The sequence below is a fragment of the Priestia sp. YIM B13486 genome, assembly GCF_042787865.1.
Taxonomy (GTDB): domain Bacteria; phylum Bacillota; class Bacilli; order Bacillales; family Bacillaceae_H; genus Priestia; species Priestia megaterium.
In genome coordinates, this window is sequence record NZ_JBHZOZ010000011.1 from 127,594 (window position 1) to 141,936 (window position 14,343).

Below are 14,343 nucleotides of genomic sequence, written 5' to 3' on the forward strand. Positions count from 1 at the left end.
ATATAGAGTCTGAACTTGAAGATAATGACTGTACCATGGCAAACTGGTATAACTCTTTCAATGTATCCTTTTCTGCATAAACTTTCATCCACTCAATGCCATTAGAAACTGAAAAACAAAGACCCACTTTTTTTCTTTCCGGATTACATCTTTACAGAACCTAATGGCTGCAATACTTTCTCCTGTATTCGGATTCTCCAAGATACCAAGATCATAGCTGGAAGCAAAAATACTTAGCTCCTTGAACTTCTCTATCCCTAGAAAGATTAAAATAAAACCCCTCTGCCATCCTGTTGCATTCCAAAGCTGTTCATATCCTTTGATAACTTCTTTTTTAAATCTAGTTGATACTTGTTACGAGTAAGAGAAAGTATATCCGTGCACTGATGAAATAACTCTGTGTCTTTGTTAAGGCCATAAACATAGCATTCCTGAGCATATGTAAGCAGTGGATGAAGAATTACATCATGCGCTGGTAGCGTTTCACTCTCTTCATAATCGTAAAATCCATTGGGAATTACCCCAACAAAAAAACTCCACCTTTCAACCCAAAAGCTTCTTTATTTATATCATACCAATCGTTATAAGAAGTGTGTATCATATACATATCTAGTTACCATAATCAAAATTCCAAGAAGTAAAAAGAGGAGCTCTAGCTCCTCTTTATATCTGAAAGTCTTGATTAAAAGTCTCAGCAATAAACATAAATTCTACATCGTCTTTATGGATAAAAAATGTAGTACATCCATCAATATCTGTAATCCTGTTTGATTGAGAACATATAACGTCTACCTCAACTAATTTAAAATTAATAGCATCAGTATTTTCAGTATCCAAACCAGTTGTTAAATAGTGAACACTATCTCCAAAAGACTTGAAAACAAGCCTTTTTCCTTTTAGTTCCTTATCGTTAACCTCAAAATAATCGTTATTCAGTATGCCTTTAAAGGGTATCATTTTTGGAAAGCATTCAATATGATGGATACCTTCATAACATCTTAAGCTAAACATATAAGCGCGTGTTTCATTTGGCTCAATCTCAATACCGTATTTATAAGTAAACGTCTTATAAACCATTTCATAAAACAATGGAATGACAATATCGTCCCAAGCATCATAAGCATGAGCATGTATGGGAATTAGATGAGGGTATAAGCTCGTAATTGCTTGTTGGAAATTCAACAAAATGTCTGTGTCAGTAAGTTCACTCAAAGAATCATCCACTTCATGATTCTTAATCTTAGATAATCTATTATCGATCATTCAGCCATCCCTCCTTAGAAGAAAAGTGTTACTCTTTAATTATACCTTTATCGGGATTAACAACTGTATACCATATACAAAATCAGTTTACATAATACCTCCCAGAACACATCGCTAAAAAGAATCCTCTTGGGAGAAGGGGTCTAGATAAGGTCCTGTTCCTTTATATATATCCTTGATAGAACGCGTTTTTCTCTGCAGATAATTGAAGATAAGATGTATAAAATGTGCACCCCATATCTATATGCTCTTTCTAATTCTTCTTCAAATTATTAAGATAAAATGTGCCCGCCTTCCACGTGAAGAACGGTTCCAGTCACAAAACTATTTTGGAGCAAGTATAATACGCTTTGTGCAACATCTTCAGCTCTTCCTATTCGTTTCACAGGAAGTTTGTTTCCCATCGTAGCATAGAAATGGTTACGGATTTCTTCTGGCATTTTGTTGCGGGAAGGTGTATCAATGATACCGGGTGAAATGATGTTCACTCGGATCGGAGCAAGTTCTAATGCCAAGGTCTGAGCTAAATTTGAAACGGCGGCATTGACTGCACCTAGCATTGACGAACCAACCATCGATTTGTAGGCTACCACTCCAGAGAATAAAATGATCGAACCGTGTGGTAAAACTTTTGGAGCTCCGTATTTAGCTGCGTAGTATTGGCCCCAAAATTTGTTTTCAAACAATTGCCGAGCTTGGGTTGTATTGGTGTCTAGGAATGACCCACTGGATGTTTCTGCGGCGCTCACCACAAGATGGTCGAATTGGCCAACTTTTTCAAAGAAAGACTGAACTTGCTGTTCTTGAGTTGTATCTAGCGTAAAAGCCGTGGCCCTAGCCCCTAGTTGCTCTTTTGCATTCTGTAATTTATTTTTGGAACGGCTAGCAATAATTACTTCTGCTCCTTGAGCTATTACTTGTTTAGCTGACTCAAAACCAATCCCTGAGCTTCCACCAATAATCACAATTTTTTTACCTTTTAACATGCTTTTACCTCCCCATGATTTTACTTAATAGATTAAAGATCCAATACTTCTTTCAGATGTATATCAAGTTCGAATATAAATTTTTCAATATTGGGATTTTTAATTACATCATAACAAGTGAAACTCTTTAAAGGTTTCATTCCGAGGAATTTATGTACACGATGTAAATGGCTTAATGTATCTTCTAAGCTGTTCCCTTCAAAAAATTGAGTTGGATTGTTAAATGCTTGTTCGGGAGCATTCCAGGTAGTCGAAAACATATATTTCTTTTCGGTCAATAACCCACCTCTTCCATATTGATCAGCACCCTTAAAAAATAAACCATAAGCATAAACTTCATCCATATACGTCTTCAATAAGCCTGGGACACTGAACCAATAGATAGGTGTTTGGTAAATTATAATATCAGCCCATAAAAACTTTTGGTGTTCTTCTTCGACTTTATATCCATTTTGAATATTTGTTGTTTTAATATTGTTCTTTTCACTTAACAAACTGATCATTTTGTTCATCAATGTTTGGTTCAAAGTCCCTTTCGCTGAACCATATTTCTGATGGCCGTTAATAACAAGTATATTTTTCAATTTTTTTCCGTCCCCTTTAATTCTGTAATCTTTAAAAAATCCGTTGATCTTTAATTTTCAGATACTACTCCGAGCTGTTGCATTAATGTAAGATTATCCTCTAAGTGCCAATCCTCAACGATTTTCCCATTCCTGATATGCAAAATATCAATGGCAAAGAAATGAACCGGCTTCCCTGTTGGCGTTCTCCCCATAAACTCACCCTTGTATGTCCCGGTGAATGAGAGACGGGCTGTAGCCTTGTTATCAGATACCACTAAATCCTCAATAGTACAGCGTAAATCAGGAACAGCTTTACGAAAGTTGCGAGAAGCGAAGGCCAATCCCTCCGGACCTTGAGGTCTTCCCTTCGGCAATGTGTTATCAAAGAAGTTAGAGGCAACGGCTTGTGAAATAAGATCCTCATTTCCAGTATTCCAGAACCCATAAAAACGCTGGGCGGTTTGAACCATGGCCGTAGCTTCTTTTGGTTTCAATGACAGATCGACTGTCATCGATTTTGGTTGAGGTAAATCCTTTAATAGTTGAATGTCTGCATGAGCTGTTTTAGCAGGTTTATAGTCAGTATTGGTCTTGGCACATGCGGCGCTCATGAGTGTTACCCCAAGAGCCATGGTAATACTAACTATCGATCGAATCGTTCTTTTTTGTAACCTCATCATATTTTCTCCTCAAATGTTTTGATATAGGTTGCGAATCTTTCTCCCTAAGTGTGGACTTACAATGAAAGCCCCAAGGGAATGAGATATTGTGCTTTTTTCTAAAGTGCCTCTCCATCAATAAACGTTTATACATAATTTGCAGTTACGCAGATTTATTCAAGCTCAGCTAATGTAGGATACGTTTCCTCTCCTCGATTCAGGGACCAGCTGAACGACGTAACCAATAACCTTGCTGCGCTAAGGTAACATTCAAACCTTCTGCTACATTTGGAAGAATATCAATGATGACAAAATATGTAGTACCAATAGCAAAAGTACTGATTAAGAGAGTAATGAGCAATAAGGGCAGTGTGATTGGTTGATTGCTCGCACTAACTTTGATCACCTCCTCAATGTAGGGTTAGAATAATAGGCTCATCGATATTATATGTATAGTAAGTTTCTTTAGGGAAGTAGTGATATTTATTTCATAAAGTTTCTGAAAGTATACTATTGTGATATGATAAGGAAAATTAGCCAAAAAAATTTTTAGGAAGGATGTGTCAGATGAGTGCTATTGAGCCGGTTGTACTAACCAAAGGAACATCAGGGGAGCCTTGTCCCATTGCTAAAACGCTTGACGTGATCGGTACTAAATGGACCTTTTTAATTATTCGGGATCTGCTTATCGAAGGAACGATGCGATTCCGTGATTTGTTGAAATCAATGGATGGAATTAGTCCAAAAACACTTTCATTACGCCTTAAGGAACTGGAGAATCATGGGATAGTGGAAAGAAAGGTGTTTCCAGAGGTCCCTCCTCGTGTGGAATATACGTTAACGGAAAAAGGGAAACGATTGGAAAGTATCTTCATTGAATTAAAGAGATTTGGATTAAATTTATAGGAGATTAAATATAGATCATTCTTTAAATTTGAGTGCGTCAATTATGAACGATATTAGATATGATTTGATTTATGGAGAACAACCGAACCAGCTATGCGTAGTTAATAACATAAAACCCTTATCGCAGTAGGTAAGGGGTAGGTAATTATGTAAAAAGTAATGGGTTTTTACATGGTGGGGCTTGGCCTATTAGCTTATCTTTTTTATAAAAAGAGCAAAAGATGTCCTAACGACTAGAGTTGAATGTAATACAAAAACATTCAGGCTATTGCCCTTGGCATAGAACATTTAGGCAAAGTTAATTGTTAAAAAACGCTGAATGGGCAGGTTAGTCTAAAAAGGATAAACAATCCTGGAATGGGAACTATAACTAAAAGATTATTATAAAATTAAAAGGAAGGGAAGATCCTCCATATTGTTCAGTCCTTCAGAAAATATAAAAACACAAATTGACGAAAAATATAGAATGTTAGATGATGCTCATAATAAATTAACGGAAATTTGGACAGATAATATCGTCTTTTCTTTTGGTTGGTGGACATCATTATTTCTTACTGTTATCCCATGGATAGTATGGTTTATCTTTAGAAATAAAGAGAGTAAAACTATTTTATTATTGGGAGGACTTTGGGCTATGTTTATTTCTACATGGTTAGATTATGTTGGGGTGACAATGGGCTTATGGAGATACTATAATAAATTAATACCATTAATGCCAGATTATATACCCTGGGATTTTGCTCTGATGCCAGTTACAGTAATGTTTTTCTTACAGATTAAACCAAAGGCAAATCCGTTTATTAAAGCTTTAATTTTTGCAAGTATAACAGCGTTCTTAGCAGAACCTTTGTTTCTTTGGTTAGGTTATTATCATTATCCAGGATGGAATTCAATTTTGTCTTTTCCGTTTTTTATAGTCATATATCTAATTGCTCATTATTTGGTTAACAGTAAGGCCACTAAACCACTTAAGTGATTGTTAACAGGTGTAAATACCCTTTATAATGTTAAAGATTCTGAATCACTGAGAATAAAGGATAATGAAACCATTTAGAACGTTCCTAGGGGACAGAGTCATATATACCTCAATATGGACGAGGTCCAAAGAGGTTCCGACGACTAAAGGAGAATAAGTGGGAGCTTGGTGAATCAAATCATACGAAAACAATAAAAAAGAACCGACAATTGACTGCCAGTTCCTTTTTATTGTATAAATGTAGTCATTCTTCATTTTTATAAATAAATAAGCCATTTACGAATGTTTCGAAATCAGGAGCTAATTCCAAAATAAGTGTGTCTTCTCCCCATTCTAGATCCATATAAATTATAGGAGGAGTATCTTTTGTATTCCGATAATCAAATGCAACCCACCAATGTCCCTCTCCACATAGCAGAACAATATCTTTAGGTAAGTCCCATTCTTCTATATAATAATCACTGGATAAAATGCCTTCTTTTCCTATTCCATAAATTTCAGGAACGTTTACATGATCGTTTGCCCAATTTGTTGGAACAGAGGTAGGATAGTCACAATACTTTAAATTGCCCCCATTCTGTATTTTACATAACTCAATATAGGATTTTGGTAACTTCACACCCAACTTCTTTTCTGCTTGGTTGACCATTTCTTCTGTTAATTTTTTTGATTGACTGTATCCATCATCCCAAATATCTCTCATTTCCCCATCCCTTTCAACCCTTACCAACTAAATGCTTTTCTTCATGCCACATTCCCTGCATTCACGTAAGAAAACGCCACCTTTTACGGAACTTTTGAAGTAAGCTGAGTTGCAGTGATCGCATCTTCTACTAACTTTATCCGGAAATTCATCGTATTCATACACTTTATCAAGATCTGTTTCTTGCTCTTTTGTTTCTTCCAGGTTAATCACTCTTTTCTATTTGGCTTTTATTAGACTAACACACTTATGTCTATATAAAAGGGGCATGTTAAAATTACTCAGGTTTCTCCACTAGCTGCATCTGAAAAATTTGCGTTTCTTGAATACCTGCTCTTTGGAGTTCCTGTTGAAATGATTCTCCTTCTTTTAGTTTAATGATTCTCTTCGAACCGTCACGTAAGGTGTATACTCTAAAATTGCACATGAATATACCTCCACCAAAATAAATGATTCCTGTACGCGATTTCTTCAGGAGCTAGGCCAAGGGAACATCGACGAGTTCGCTTAACCTCATTTTATTCTTTAACTCAAATACGTCATCGATGAAAATAAATAAATCCCCTAGAGAATCAACAAACTGAGTGAATCCTATCTCTGTTATGCATTGGCCTCTCTTATAATAGGTAAGGTACACTTGTTTATTTGTATGTAAGGCTTCAATTAAGGTGAAATTCATCTGTTCCATTTCTTATATGCTCTCTATTTAAATATTAAATTTCCTGTTAAATTTAAAAATCTCATTTACAGCCTGACGGTATCCCCCTGATTTTTGAAAAGATTTTCTTATATCTGTAAGGGCTTTCTGGAAAGAGGAATGTTCCAACACATGATTCACAGTTTCACATAGTTGATTTACAGTTAAGTTTTGCATTTGCAACTTCATTCCAGCTTCAAGATGCTCAACTTGTTGAGCAATCACTGGCTGATCTGCACTCTGTGGGATTACAATAAGTGGCACCCCATAATAGAGACCTTCACTGGTGCTATTCATTCCACCATGTGTGATAAATAATTTCGTGTACTTTAGCACGTCAGTTTGTGGAACGTAATTTTTCACAATGAAGTTTTTAGGGATTTTCCCTAAATCAGATAGTTGAGTTTTTTCACCAATAGACATAACGACGGTATAGTCAGTGTTCTCAAAAGCTTTAAAGCAAAGTTTATAGAAATCAATCTCTTGATTAAAGACAGTACCTAATGAAATGTAAATAACGTCTTTTCCTTTTAATACAGAAAAATCAAAGCTTCCTTGTGGTTCCATTATAGCAATAGATGGCCCTACGAATTTGTATGTTTGATCAAACATTTCTCCAGAAGGCTGAAATTCCCTCGTTGTATATACAATAGTAAGTGGTGCAGGATTACAAAAAACTTCGTAAGGAGAAGTGATTTCAACCCCATATTTCTCTTTAATCTTTCTTGTTAAGCTTTGAAACTCACCATTTATTCTGTTAGCATGTTCTAATGGAATATTTTGAGATAGATATTCGAACATTTTTTTAAACGATGTTTCAGTTTGAGCAAAAGATGTACATGAGTTAATGGCCGGGAGATTTAGAATTTGAGAAAGTAAACGCCCGCACCCAAACATAGAATCGTGAATGATGTAATCAAAATGTTCTCCCTGTATCTGTTCAAGAACGCTAGGTATAACGATATCTGCTGTATGTAAAAGACCGTTAATTCTTTCAATCAAATAATTTCTTCCACCTGAGATGAAAGCTTTTAAAAATTTTTGGCCGTCAAATGTTCTCACATCAGCTCCCGTCTTTTCAATATGTTCTTGAAACTCTTCTATTGAAAAGTATACGACCTCTTCTCCACGCGAAATAAGCTCCTGTACAACTCCAATGGTTGGATTGACATGTCCTTCTGATCCACCATTAATAAATAAGACACGTGCCAATATAACTCCTCCTCAAGTTAAATATTATTTGGATTCCACTGAAAACTCTTACTTAACTTAAAATAATGAAACTAAATTTAATTTTAAACGAATCGAACATCAATTAGTTCACTTAACCTCATTTTGTTCTTTAATTCAAACACTTCATCGATAAAAACAAACAAATTCCCCAGGGAATCACCAAATTGGATGAATCCCTTTTCTGTAATACATTGTCCCTTTTTGTAGTATGTAAGATAAACTTGTTTATTTGTATGTAAGGCTTTAATCAAGGTGAAATTAATATGTTCCATTTGTTCTTCTGTTAAAAGAGGTTGAGGCACCTCTGCTTGCTTGTTTATAACTTCCTGCAATCCTAGGTATTGTTCGGGCATACTCGCAAACGGGCGCCATTTTTTCATTCCTCTATCGTTATTCATGATATCATCCTCCTTTAAGCTTTATGGCCGCCAATAAGACCATTTCGATAACGAGCTGTTGAATGATCTAGATAGCTTGAAGCCCGCAGAACACTATTCTTCCCATAACGCAGCCTAATTTCATCTATCGTTTTGGCAAGAGCATAGGCTCTTTCACGCTGATCGATATCCTCAAATAAGCTCATTTGCTCCTCTTCTTCAATGCTCGTATCCGATAGTGAAATCCCAATAGAACGGATGGGCATGCCACTATCAAACGTATGTAAAATGGTTAAGCAGTACGGAAAGATATCGTGGCTTAAGTTCGAAGCTCGCCCCATTTTCTTTTGTCTTGAGAAGCCTCCACCTGTTTGTTTGCTATAGCCAATGGATAAATGGATCGTTTGAGCTACCACTTGATGCATGCGTAAACGAAAACAAACATCGTCCAATAGCTCCAATAGTAATAATCCCACTTCTTTTCGGCTTGTATTATCTCGAAAGAGAATCTGACTTTTCCCAAAGGAACGGGAACTAGGGATGTACACATCGGAAATACGACTAAAATCAATTCCATTCGCATGTTGGTGTAATTCTTCGCCCATAATGCCAAATTCTTTTTGTAACATCTCCTTCGAAGAAAGAGCGAGTTCTTTTATGGTATGGATACCTAAACGATTTAAGCGTCTTTCTGTAGCTGACGAGATCCCCCAGAAATCCTTCATTGGATGAATGCACCATAACTTAAAGGGAATATCCTCATATCGCCAATAAGCAACCCCTGTTGGGCTGTGCTTTGCTTCATGATCTAAGCTGACTTTAGATTAGGACCGATTCCTGCGGTAGCTGTCAGTCTTGTTTTACGATAGATCTCATTACGTATTCGATGAGCTAGCTCCTCTGGTGTTCGGGCAAATAAATGCATTGATTTAATTATGGTAAGGATAATTACTAAGGGGGATGTTCTGCATGACACGAAAATGCTTTAATTCCGAAGGTGCTGTGGCCGTTGGTCCATATTCTCATGCTGTTGAAGCAGGAGATTTAATATTTTTATCTGGTCAAACTCCTATAGATTCACAGACACAAAAACTTTTGAAAGGTGATATCGCAGACCAAACAGAGCAATGTTTTAAGAATCTATTTAATGTATTAAAAGCTTCAGGTTTAACTCCTGAGGATGTAAAAAAAGTGAATGTATTTTTAACAAATATGGATGATTTTGCGAAAATGAATGAAGTTTATGCTTCGCGGTTTTCTGCACCATATCCAGCTCGTACAACTATAGGCGTGGCCTCTTTACCTATGGGTGCACGAATTGAAATAGAGATGATCGCTAAGAGATAACAAATATAGGAAATTATCTTGTGGATAGAGCACTTTTCTACTCTAGTGGATACTTGAGTGAAAGAATGTTTTATATAACTAAAAATACAAGATAAAGCCATTTGACAAGAATTATAAATTGGCACAGTATTACTTAGTGAGCCAATTTATAATAATGAGGAAAAAACAAATGATTTATCTTACTATAGCAACTCGTAAATTCTTGATGCCTAGAAAGTTTACACCTATAGTCTATATTCCATAATTACAATTATTTTTGTAATGAGAACGTATATGTTTTACAGTCTAGAAACAAGGAAAACTACTGTTCAAATTTCTACACAGTAATCTTTTCTATACATAGCTTGGTTTTATGAAGGGTAAGTTTGATAACTAGATAATTCTTTTAGCCTTTATAGTGTTGAGGAATACAATGTCTGAATTACAAATTTAGGCTTAAGTTTATTAAGAATAGTCTCCAAAAATTAATACTCGGAACAGTCCGTAAAGTTATACTTTTACGGACTGTGTGTTTGCTTTCATTTCAAACGTTAAAGGAATGAAGTCAAAAATTTTCTTTATGTAATTCTTTATGTAATTTATTATATTCTTCTATTAATTTTCTTAGTTCACCTACCCTCATAATCTTCGCTTTCTTTATTTCTGGCATTTTATCAATAAGATAATATTGAAGGTATGAATCATATAAATAATTATTTGCATTTAAAAAGACATATTCCATATCAGATAGCAGGAGATTTGATTTAGTCAATATAGATTTTTGACTTACCAGATGCTCTAAACTTTTCACAAAATCTTCATGGTTTTTAAGTTTGTAAAAATAGTCTCCTTTGATGTCCTCTGCTACTATATCATTTACGAGTGATTTCAAGGTTTTCATATTATCTGTACGTAAAATCAAATTTAATCTAACTACGTTATAATTATCCATTATTCTCTTCCTTTATAGCTTTTCAATTAAGTACAAAATAGACGCTTTATATTTTTAAAGAGTATTTTTACATCAGAACTAAAAATTCTCATCATCGCAGACTTAAAGCGATGATGAGAATAATTTACTCTCCAATGTTAATATGTCTGGCACTATAATAAATAGATTTCCAATATGAGTTCACTTTATAATTAACAATTTGAATCCCCTCGGTCCTTGAAACCACTACGATTTGTCCGTTTCCCACATAGATGGCAGGAATAATGCTAGTGGATTCAAAGAATACGAGGTCTCCTGGTTGTAAATCCTCCTCTTTCACTTCTGTTCCATTTTGAAGCATGTCTTTCCCATAACGAGGTAAGTTGATACCTACTTGTTTATAAACATATTGAACAAACCCACCAGTATCAAACCCTTGGGGTGATGTCCCCCCTGATTGATAGGGAACATTTAGAAGATCTGTAGCTTCTTTAACAACTGGGATATTCTTAGGAATGATTAGATTTCTCACACGTCTAATACCAGCGAATTTTTCTGTATAGAAATTATAGGACAAGTAATTGATTCTTACCTGTGCCGTATCAGTTCTTGACGCTTGTATCATTTGATTGTTTCCTGCATATATTCCCACGTGGGATATACCTGGTCGATGCGTATCTTGAAAGAACACTAGATCGCCTACTTGAATATCCTTCTTTTCAACAGGTGTACCTACCTCCCATTGTTGTTCAGGTGCACCTGGCAAGTAAATTCCCATCGCTTTTTCATACACATATTTTGTGAATCCAGAACAATCGAATCCATTTGGTGTTTTTCCACCTTCGAGATAAGGTACCCCTATATACTTCAAAGCCTCGGTGATTAAGGGATCTCCACGATCAATATCTGCAACTTCTTCTATTCGTTTAGCTCCATAAAAATGATCATTCCAATAAGAAGAATCCTCGAAATTAGCTAAGGTAATGCCTTTTGAAGGTGAACTATAAATCATTTGCCCATTTCCTAGATAAAAAGACGTTGTTGTAATATAGTCTGTATCTAGATTTTTAAAGAAAAGAACGTCACCAGGCTGAAGATTTTCCTTTGATATGTTTTGTCCTAAACTCCACTGTTCACTTGAATTATCTGGGATTTTAAGATTTAAGGCTTGTTCAAACACATACTGAACAAATCCTGCAGAATTAAAGCCCTCATCAGGTGTCTTTCCACTGTCTGAATAGTCTACACCTATATATTTCATTGCTTCTTTTAAAAGAGGGGATTCGACCTGATAGATATTATCAGTATCTAGGTGTTTTGCACCAATATACTTATCATTGTAGTAGCCTCCCTCTGTTAGTTCAGTCTTTATGACGCCCTTTGAAACAGAACTAATAATCATTTCATTATTGCCATTGTAAATGCCAACACTTGTGACATTATCCGTATTTGCCCCTTTAAAAAAGACGAGATCACCAGGCTGTAGATCCCCCTTGTCCACATCTATACCAAGCTTGAATTGTTCTCTTGGATACAAAGGTAACTCTACACCTTTAGCTTCTTTAAAGACATATTGAACTAGTCCACCTGTACTGAATCCCTCACTGGGTTCTTGACCGTCTGTAAGGTAAGGAGCACCCAAGTATTTTTGAGCTGTTTCCGAAATACTTAGTTCTTCATCTGCCAGCGCTGGATTAGTAAGAAAAACAGATAGAAAAAAAACGCCTAGGAATATATATATATGCGACCATTTTGGCAAATCTCTCACCCTTTCTTTTTACTTCACTATTATTTTGGTAACTAGATAGTGGGTAAAACATCTAAAAAAACTGTTTTTTGTCTAGTTACCCAATATCTACTAGATAAAACAGAATTTTATTTTATCACAGAGATACGCTTTTTATATAGTTGTATTTGTTTTGTTGCAGTTAAACCTCTAGTTATGCATTTTTACTAATTTAGTTCTTTCTAATAAAAATGAAAAAAGAGCTTATACATGCAAATATAGCGAATGATACATCAAGATGGCGAACAAGAACTTGGAAGGTAAACTTATAAAACTCATCGCATTAAATAATGAATATGTGATCAAATCAGTTTACAAACTGATAGGCATTAAGAAAAAGGCTTTTCTCTTAATAGAGAAAAGCCTTTTTTATCAATTCTAGCATCATTATAAACTTCATTATGGTAACTAAAAATGTATACTTTTACACTATGCATTAAGTATAAAAACTTAACTGTTCAAACCCTAAAATCCGCATTCTACGCTCTTAATTACATTTTACAAGAACAATTATTGTTATACGGTAGAAGTCCAGTTGTTGTTAAATAAAGATTTAACAACTTAGAGGGATAGGTGACTACATAATTGCAGAGATATAGATATGACGGTACTTTAAGAAAGGCTTTACTTGTAGATATAGAGGCAGCAAGAGAACTTATGATTAAAGTAGGGTTAGAAGAAGGGTTTACTAGTCATAATACCATTCTAATCAGTCAATTAGTTGATCAATTGTTAAACCACTTAGAAAAGATCACTTCAACTGATTAGTTTTGGTTTTTTATGAAAAGAGTAAAAACAACCTCATTCTCTAATGGCATTGGAGTGAGGTTGCTTTTTAAGGTAACTCTATAACTTTAGATAAATAGTAACATATTCTTTCCATAAAGACTATATTTTACCGTACAAGCATATGGATAAAAGGTGCACTTTTTATACATCACTTTTGCTAATACCCTTGCTAGAGAACGTTGCTACATCAAGGATGTATAAAAAGCTGCATACTCCGGAAAAAGAACCCTCGGCGGAACCGTTCTGCGACAAGGGTTCTTTTTTGGGTTGTGTATCGGAAAGAGGAATTATGTAAACTGATGTTGTATATAGTATTCATAGCGAAAAGTCGATACATACATTTTAAAGTGTTACAAATCAAGCTAGGATTAGAAGGTTGTGAAAAGTAAATGTTATGGAATGTTATTAGTTTATTTTTAGCTAGGATTAGAAGGTTGTGAAAAGTAAATGTTATGGAATGTTATTAGTTTATTTTTAGCTAGGATTAGAAGGTTGTGAAAAGTAAATGTTATGGAATGTTATTAGTTTATTTTTAGCTAGGATTAGNAATGTTATGGAATGTTATTAGTTTATTTTTAGCTAGGATTAGAAGGTTGTGAAAAGTAAATGTTATGGAATGTTATTAGTTTATTTTTAGCTAGGATTAGCCATTTATTAGAATTAATTAATACGATTGCTTTAATATGGATCGTTGTTTTATTAAGAAGTAAAAAGAAACAACAATAATATTAAATTAAAGTAATGATTGATATGAAATAAAAGCCTCCTAGCTATATAGGAGGCTTTTATTTATTCACTTATTGGTTTGATAATTTCAGGTTCTTCTTTTTTTGGAAAAGGTCTTATTCCAAAGTAGTAGCTAAAAACAAAAAAGATAACAACAATTACAGCAAAAATGAGCAACTTCTTAGGATAATGCTTGGACTCACTCTTATTCTCAAGCTCTTCCTTATATTTTTGTTGAATCTGTTTTTTCTTATCATCTGTTTTCATATTTACCCCTAAGTTTAGTTTTCTCAATTTTATCATATTTATCTAAAATGTGTTTTACTTCTACCGATAATTGGTATTATGGTGCGACAAGAAGTCGCTTTCTTACAGTGTAGCTAACGCTACTCATCTAGACGCCAAGATGATCTCCATCC

Annotated in this window: 18 protein-coding genes; 4 read left to right on the forward strand and 14 right to left on the reverse strand. The window is 34.8% G+C overall.

What is annotated here, in order from left to right; genetic code table 11:
• Positions 1-663: 663 nt before the first annotated feature.
• The 4 genes from ACFX4G_RS22780 to ACFX4G_RS22795 all read right to left on the reverse strand — a co-directional run bounded on the left by ACFX4G_RS22780 (position 664) and on the right by ACFX4G_RS22795 (position 3,495).
• The gene (locus ACFX4G_RS22780) at positions 664-1,263 is read right to left on the reverse strand and encodes a hypothetical protein (protein WP_043979217.1); all 600 of its coding nucleotides are present in this window, start codon (positions 1,261-1,263) and stop codon (positions 664-666) included.
• A gap of 272 nt (positions 1,264-1,535) precedes the next feature.
• Positions 1,536-2,249: an SDR family oxidoreductase gene (locus ACFX4G_RS22785; RefSeq protein WP_165575344.1), complete on the reverse strand. Its 714-nt coding sequence runs from the start codon at positions 2,247-2,249 to the stop codon at positions 1,536-1,538.
• 32 nt (positions 2,250-2,281) lie between these two features.
• Positions 2,282-2,833 carry an NAD(P)H-dependent oxidoreductase gene (locus ACFX4G_RS22790; RefSeq protein WP_043979221.1) on the reverse strand — a complete coding sequence of 184 codons (552 nt, stop codon included), beginning with the start codon at positions 2,831-2,833 and terminating at the stop codon, positions 2,282-2,284.
• 50 nt (positions 2,834-2,883) lie between these two features.
• A complete protein-coding gene (locus tag ACFX4G_RS22795) occupies positions 2,884-3,495 on the reverse strand; it encodes an ester cyclase (protein WP_043979224.1) in 612 nt (203 codons plus the stop codon).
• Between the two features lie 546 nt (positions 3,496-4,041).
• Here ACFX4G_RS22795 and ACFX4G_RS22800 point away from each other — a divergent pair.
• Positions 4,042-4,380: a winged helix-turn-helix transcriptional regulator gene (locus ACFX4G_RS22800; protein WP_029324137.1), complete on the forward strand. Its 339-nt coding sequence runs from the start codon at positions 4,042-4,044 to the stop codon at positions 4,378-4,380.
• A gap of 415 nt (positions 4,381-4,795) precedes the next feature.
• A complete protein-coding gene (locus ACFX4G_RS22805; protein WP_052500314.1) occupies positions 4,796-5,356 on the forward strand; it encodes a CBO0543 family protein in 561 nt (186 codons plus the stop codon).
• Between the two features lie 244 nt (positions 5,357-5,600).
• Here the strand turns inward: ACFX4G_RS22805 and ACFX4G_RS22810 are convergent, their stop codons facing one another.
• From ACFX4G_RS22810 to ACFX4G_RS22845, 7 genes are all read right to left on the reverse strand, one after another.
• The gene (locus ACFX4G_RS22810) at positions 5,601-6,059 is read right to left on the reverse strand and encodes an SMI1/KNR4 family protein (protein ID WP_043979228.1); all 459 of its coding nucleotides are present in this window, start codon (positions 6,057-6,059) and stop codon (positions 5,601-5,603) included.
• Between the two features lie 27 nt (positions 6,060-6,086).
• A complete protein-coding gene (locus ACFX4G_RS22815) occupies positions 6,087-6,263 on the reverse strand; it encodes a DUF8096 family protein (protein ID WP_471872888.1) in 177 nt (58 codons plus the stop codon).
• Between the two features lie 73 nt (positions 6,264-6,336).
• Positions 6,337-6,486: a hypothetical protein gene (locus ACFX4G_RS22820; RefSeq protein ID WP_165575345.1), complete on the reverse strand. Its 150-nt coding sequence runs from the start codon at positions 6,484-6,486 to the stop codon at positions 6,337-6,339.
• A gap of 279 nt (positions 6,487-6,765) precedes the next feature.
• Complete coding sequence (locus ACFX4G_RS22830; protein WP_377577187.1) at positions 6,766-7,968, reverse strand: macrolide family glycosyltransferase; 1,203 nt, start codon at positions 7,966-7,968, stop codon at positions 6,766-6,768.
• 83 nt (positions 7,969-8,051) lie between these two features.
• Positions 8,052-8,387: a YolD-like family protein gene (locus ACFX4G_RS22835; RefSeq protein WP_043979234.1), complete on the reverse strand. Its 336-nt coding sequence runs from the start codon at positions 8,385-8,387 to the stop codon at positions 8,052-8,054.
• A 14-nt stretch (positions 8,388-8,401) separates the two neighbouring features.
• On the reverse strand, positions 8,402-9,091 hold the full coding sequence (locus tag ACFX4G_RS22840) for a DinB/UmuC family translesion DNA polymerase (RefSeq protein ID WP_377577190.1): 690 nt from the start codon (positions 9,089-9,091) through the stop codon (positions 8,402-8,404).
• 83 nt (positions 9,092-9,174) lie between these two features.
• Positions 9,175-9,291 (reverse strand): Y-family DNA polymerase, encoded by a 117-nt coding sequence (locus tag ACFX4G_RS22845; protein WP_377577193.1) that lies wholly within the window; start codon positions 9,289-9,291, stop codon positions 9,175-9,177.
• Positions 9,292-9,335: 44 nt separating this feature from the next.
• On the opposite strand from ACFX4G_RS22845, the gene ACFX4G_RS22850 reads away from it, so the two are divergent.
• Entirely contained in the window at positions 9,336-9,713 is a 378-nt protein-coding gene (locus ACFX4G_RS22850; RefSeq protein WP_377577196.1) for a RidA family protein, read from the forward strand.
• Positions 9,714-10,257: 544 nt separating this feature from the next.
• Here ACFX4G_RS22850 and ACFX4G_RS22855 read toward each other — a convergent pair.
• Together ACFX4G_RS22855 and ACFX4G_RS22860 are read right to left on the reverse strand one after the other, a co-directional pair.
• Positions 10,258-10,644 (reverse strand): hypothetical protein, encoded by a 387-nt coding sequence (locus ACFX4G_RS22855; protein WP_377577199.1) that lies wholly within the window; start codon positions 10,642-10,644, stop codon positions 10,258-10,260.
• A gap of 124 nt (positions 10,645-10,768) precedes the next feature.
• Complete coding sequence (locus ACFX4G_RS22860; RefSeq protein WP_377577202.1) at positions 10,769-12,382, reverse strand: C40 family peptidase; 1,614 nt, start codon at positions 12,380-12,382, stop codon at positions 10,769-10,771.
• Between the two features lie 612 nt (positions 12,383-12,994).
• Between ACFX4G_RS22860 and ACFX4G_RS22865 the strand changes: the two genes are divergently transcribed.
• Entirely contained in the window at positions 12,995-13,177 is a 183-nt protein-coding gene (locus ACFX4G_RS22865; protein ID WP_043979242.1) for an aspartyl-phosphate phosphatase Spo0E family protein, read from the forward strand.
• 810 nt (positions 13,178-13,987) lie between these two features.
• Here ACFX4G_RS22865 and ACFX4G_RS22870 read toward each other — a convergent pair.
• The gene (locus ACFX4G_RS22870) at positions 13,988-14,191 is read right to left on the reverse strand and encodes a hypothetical protein (RefSeq protein ID WP_043979244.1); all 204 of its coding nucleotides are present in this window, start codon (positions 14,189-14,191) and stop codon (positions 13,988-13,990) included.
• Positions 14,192-14,343 lie beyond the last annotated feature (152 nt).

Bases quoted from the DNA above. Each gene is read 5' to 3' on its own strand.
- ACFX4G_RS22780 (WP_043979217.1), bottom strand. From the start codon at position 1,263: ATGATCGATAATAGATTATCTAAGATTAAGAATCATGAAGTGGATGAT.
- ACFX4G_RS22785 (WP_165575344.1), bottom strand. From the start codon at position 2,249: ATGTTAAAAGGTAAAAAAATTGTGATTATTGGTGGAAGCTCAGGGATT.
- ACFX4G_RS22795 (WP_043979224.1), bottom strand. From the start codon at position 3,495: ATGATGAGGTTACAAAAAAGAACGATTCGATCGATAGTTAGTATTACC.
- ACFX4G_RS22800 (WP_029324137.1), top strand. From the start codon at position 4,042: ATGAGTGCTATTGAGCCGGTTGTACTAACCAAAGGAACATCAGGGGAG.
- ACFX4G_RS22810 (WP_043979228.1), bottom strand. From the start codon at position 6,059: ATGAGAGATATTTGGGATGATGGATACAGTCAATCAAAAAAATTAACA.
- ACFX4G_RS22820 (WP_165575345.1), bottom strand. From the start codon at position 6,486: ATGTGCAATTTTAGAGTATACACCTTACGTGACGGTTCGAAGAGAATC.
- ACFX4G_RS22835 (WP_043979234.1), bottom strand. From the start codon at position 8,387: ATGAATAACGATAGAGGAATGAAAAAATGGCGCCCGTTTGCGAGTATG.
- ACFX4G_RS22840 (WP_377577190.1), bottom strand. From the start codon at position 9,091: ATGAAGGATTTCTGGGGGATCTCGTCAGCTACAGAAAGACGCTTAAAT.
- ACFX4G_RS22845 (WP_377577193.1), bottom strand. From the start codon at position 9,291: ATGCATTTATTTGCCCGAACACCAGAGGAGCTAGCTCATCGAATACGT.
- ACFX4G_RS22850 (WP_377577196.1), top strand. From the start codon at position 9,336: ATGACACGAAAATGCTTTAATTCCGAAGGTGCTGTGGCCGTTGGTCCA.
- ACFX4G_RS22855 (WP_377577199.1), bottom strand. From the start codon at position 10,644: ATGGATAATTATAACGTAGTTAGATTAAATTTGATTTTACGTACAGAT.
- ACFX4G_RS22870 (WP_043979244.1), bottom strand. From the start codon at position 14,191: ATGAAAACAGATGATAAGAAAAAACAGATTCAACAAAAATATAAGGAA.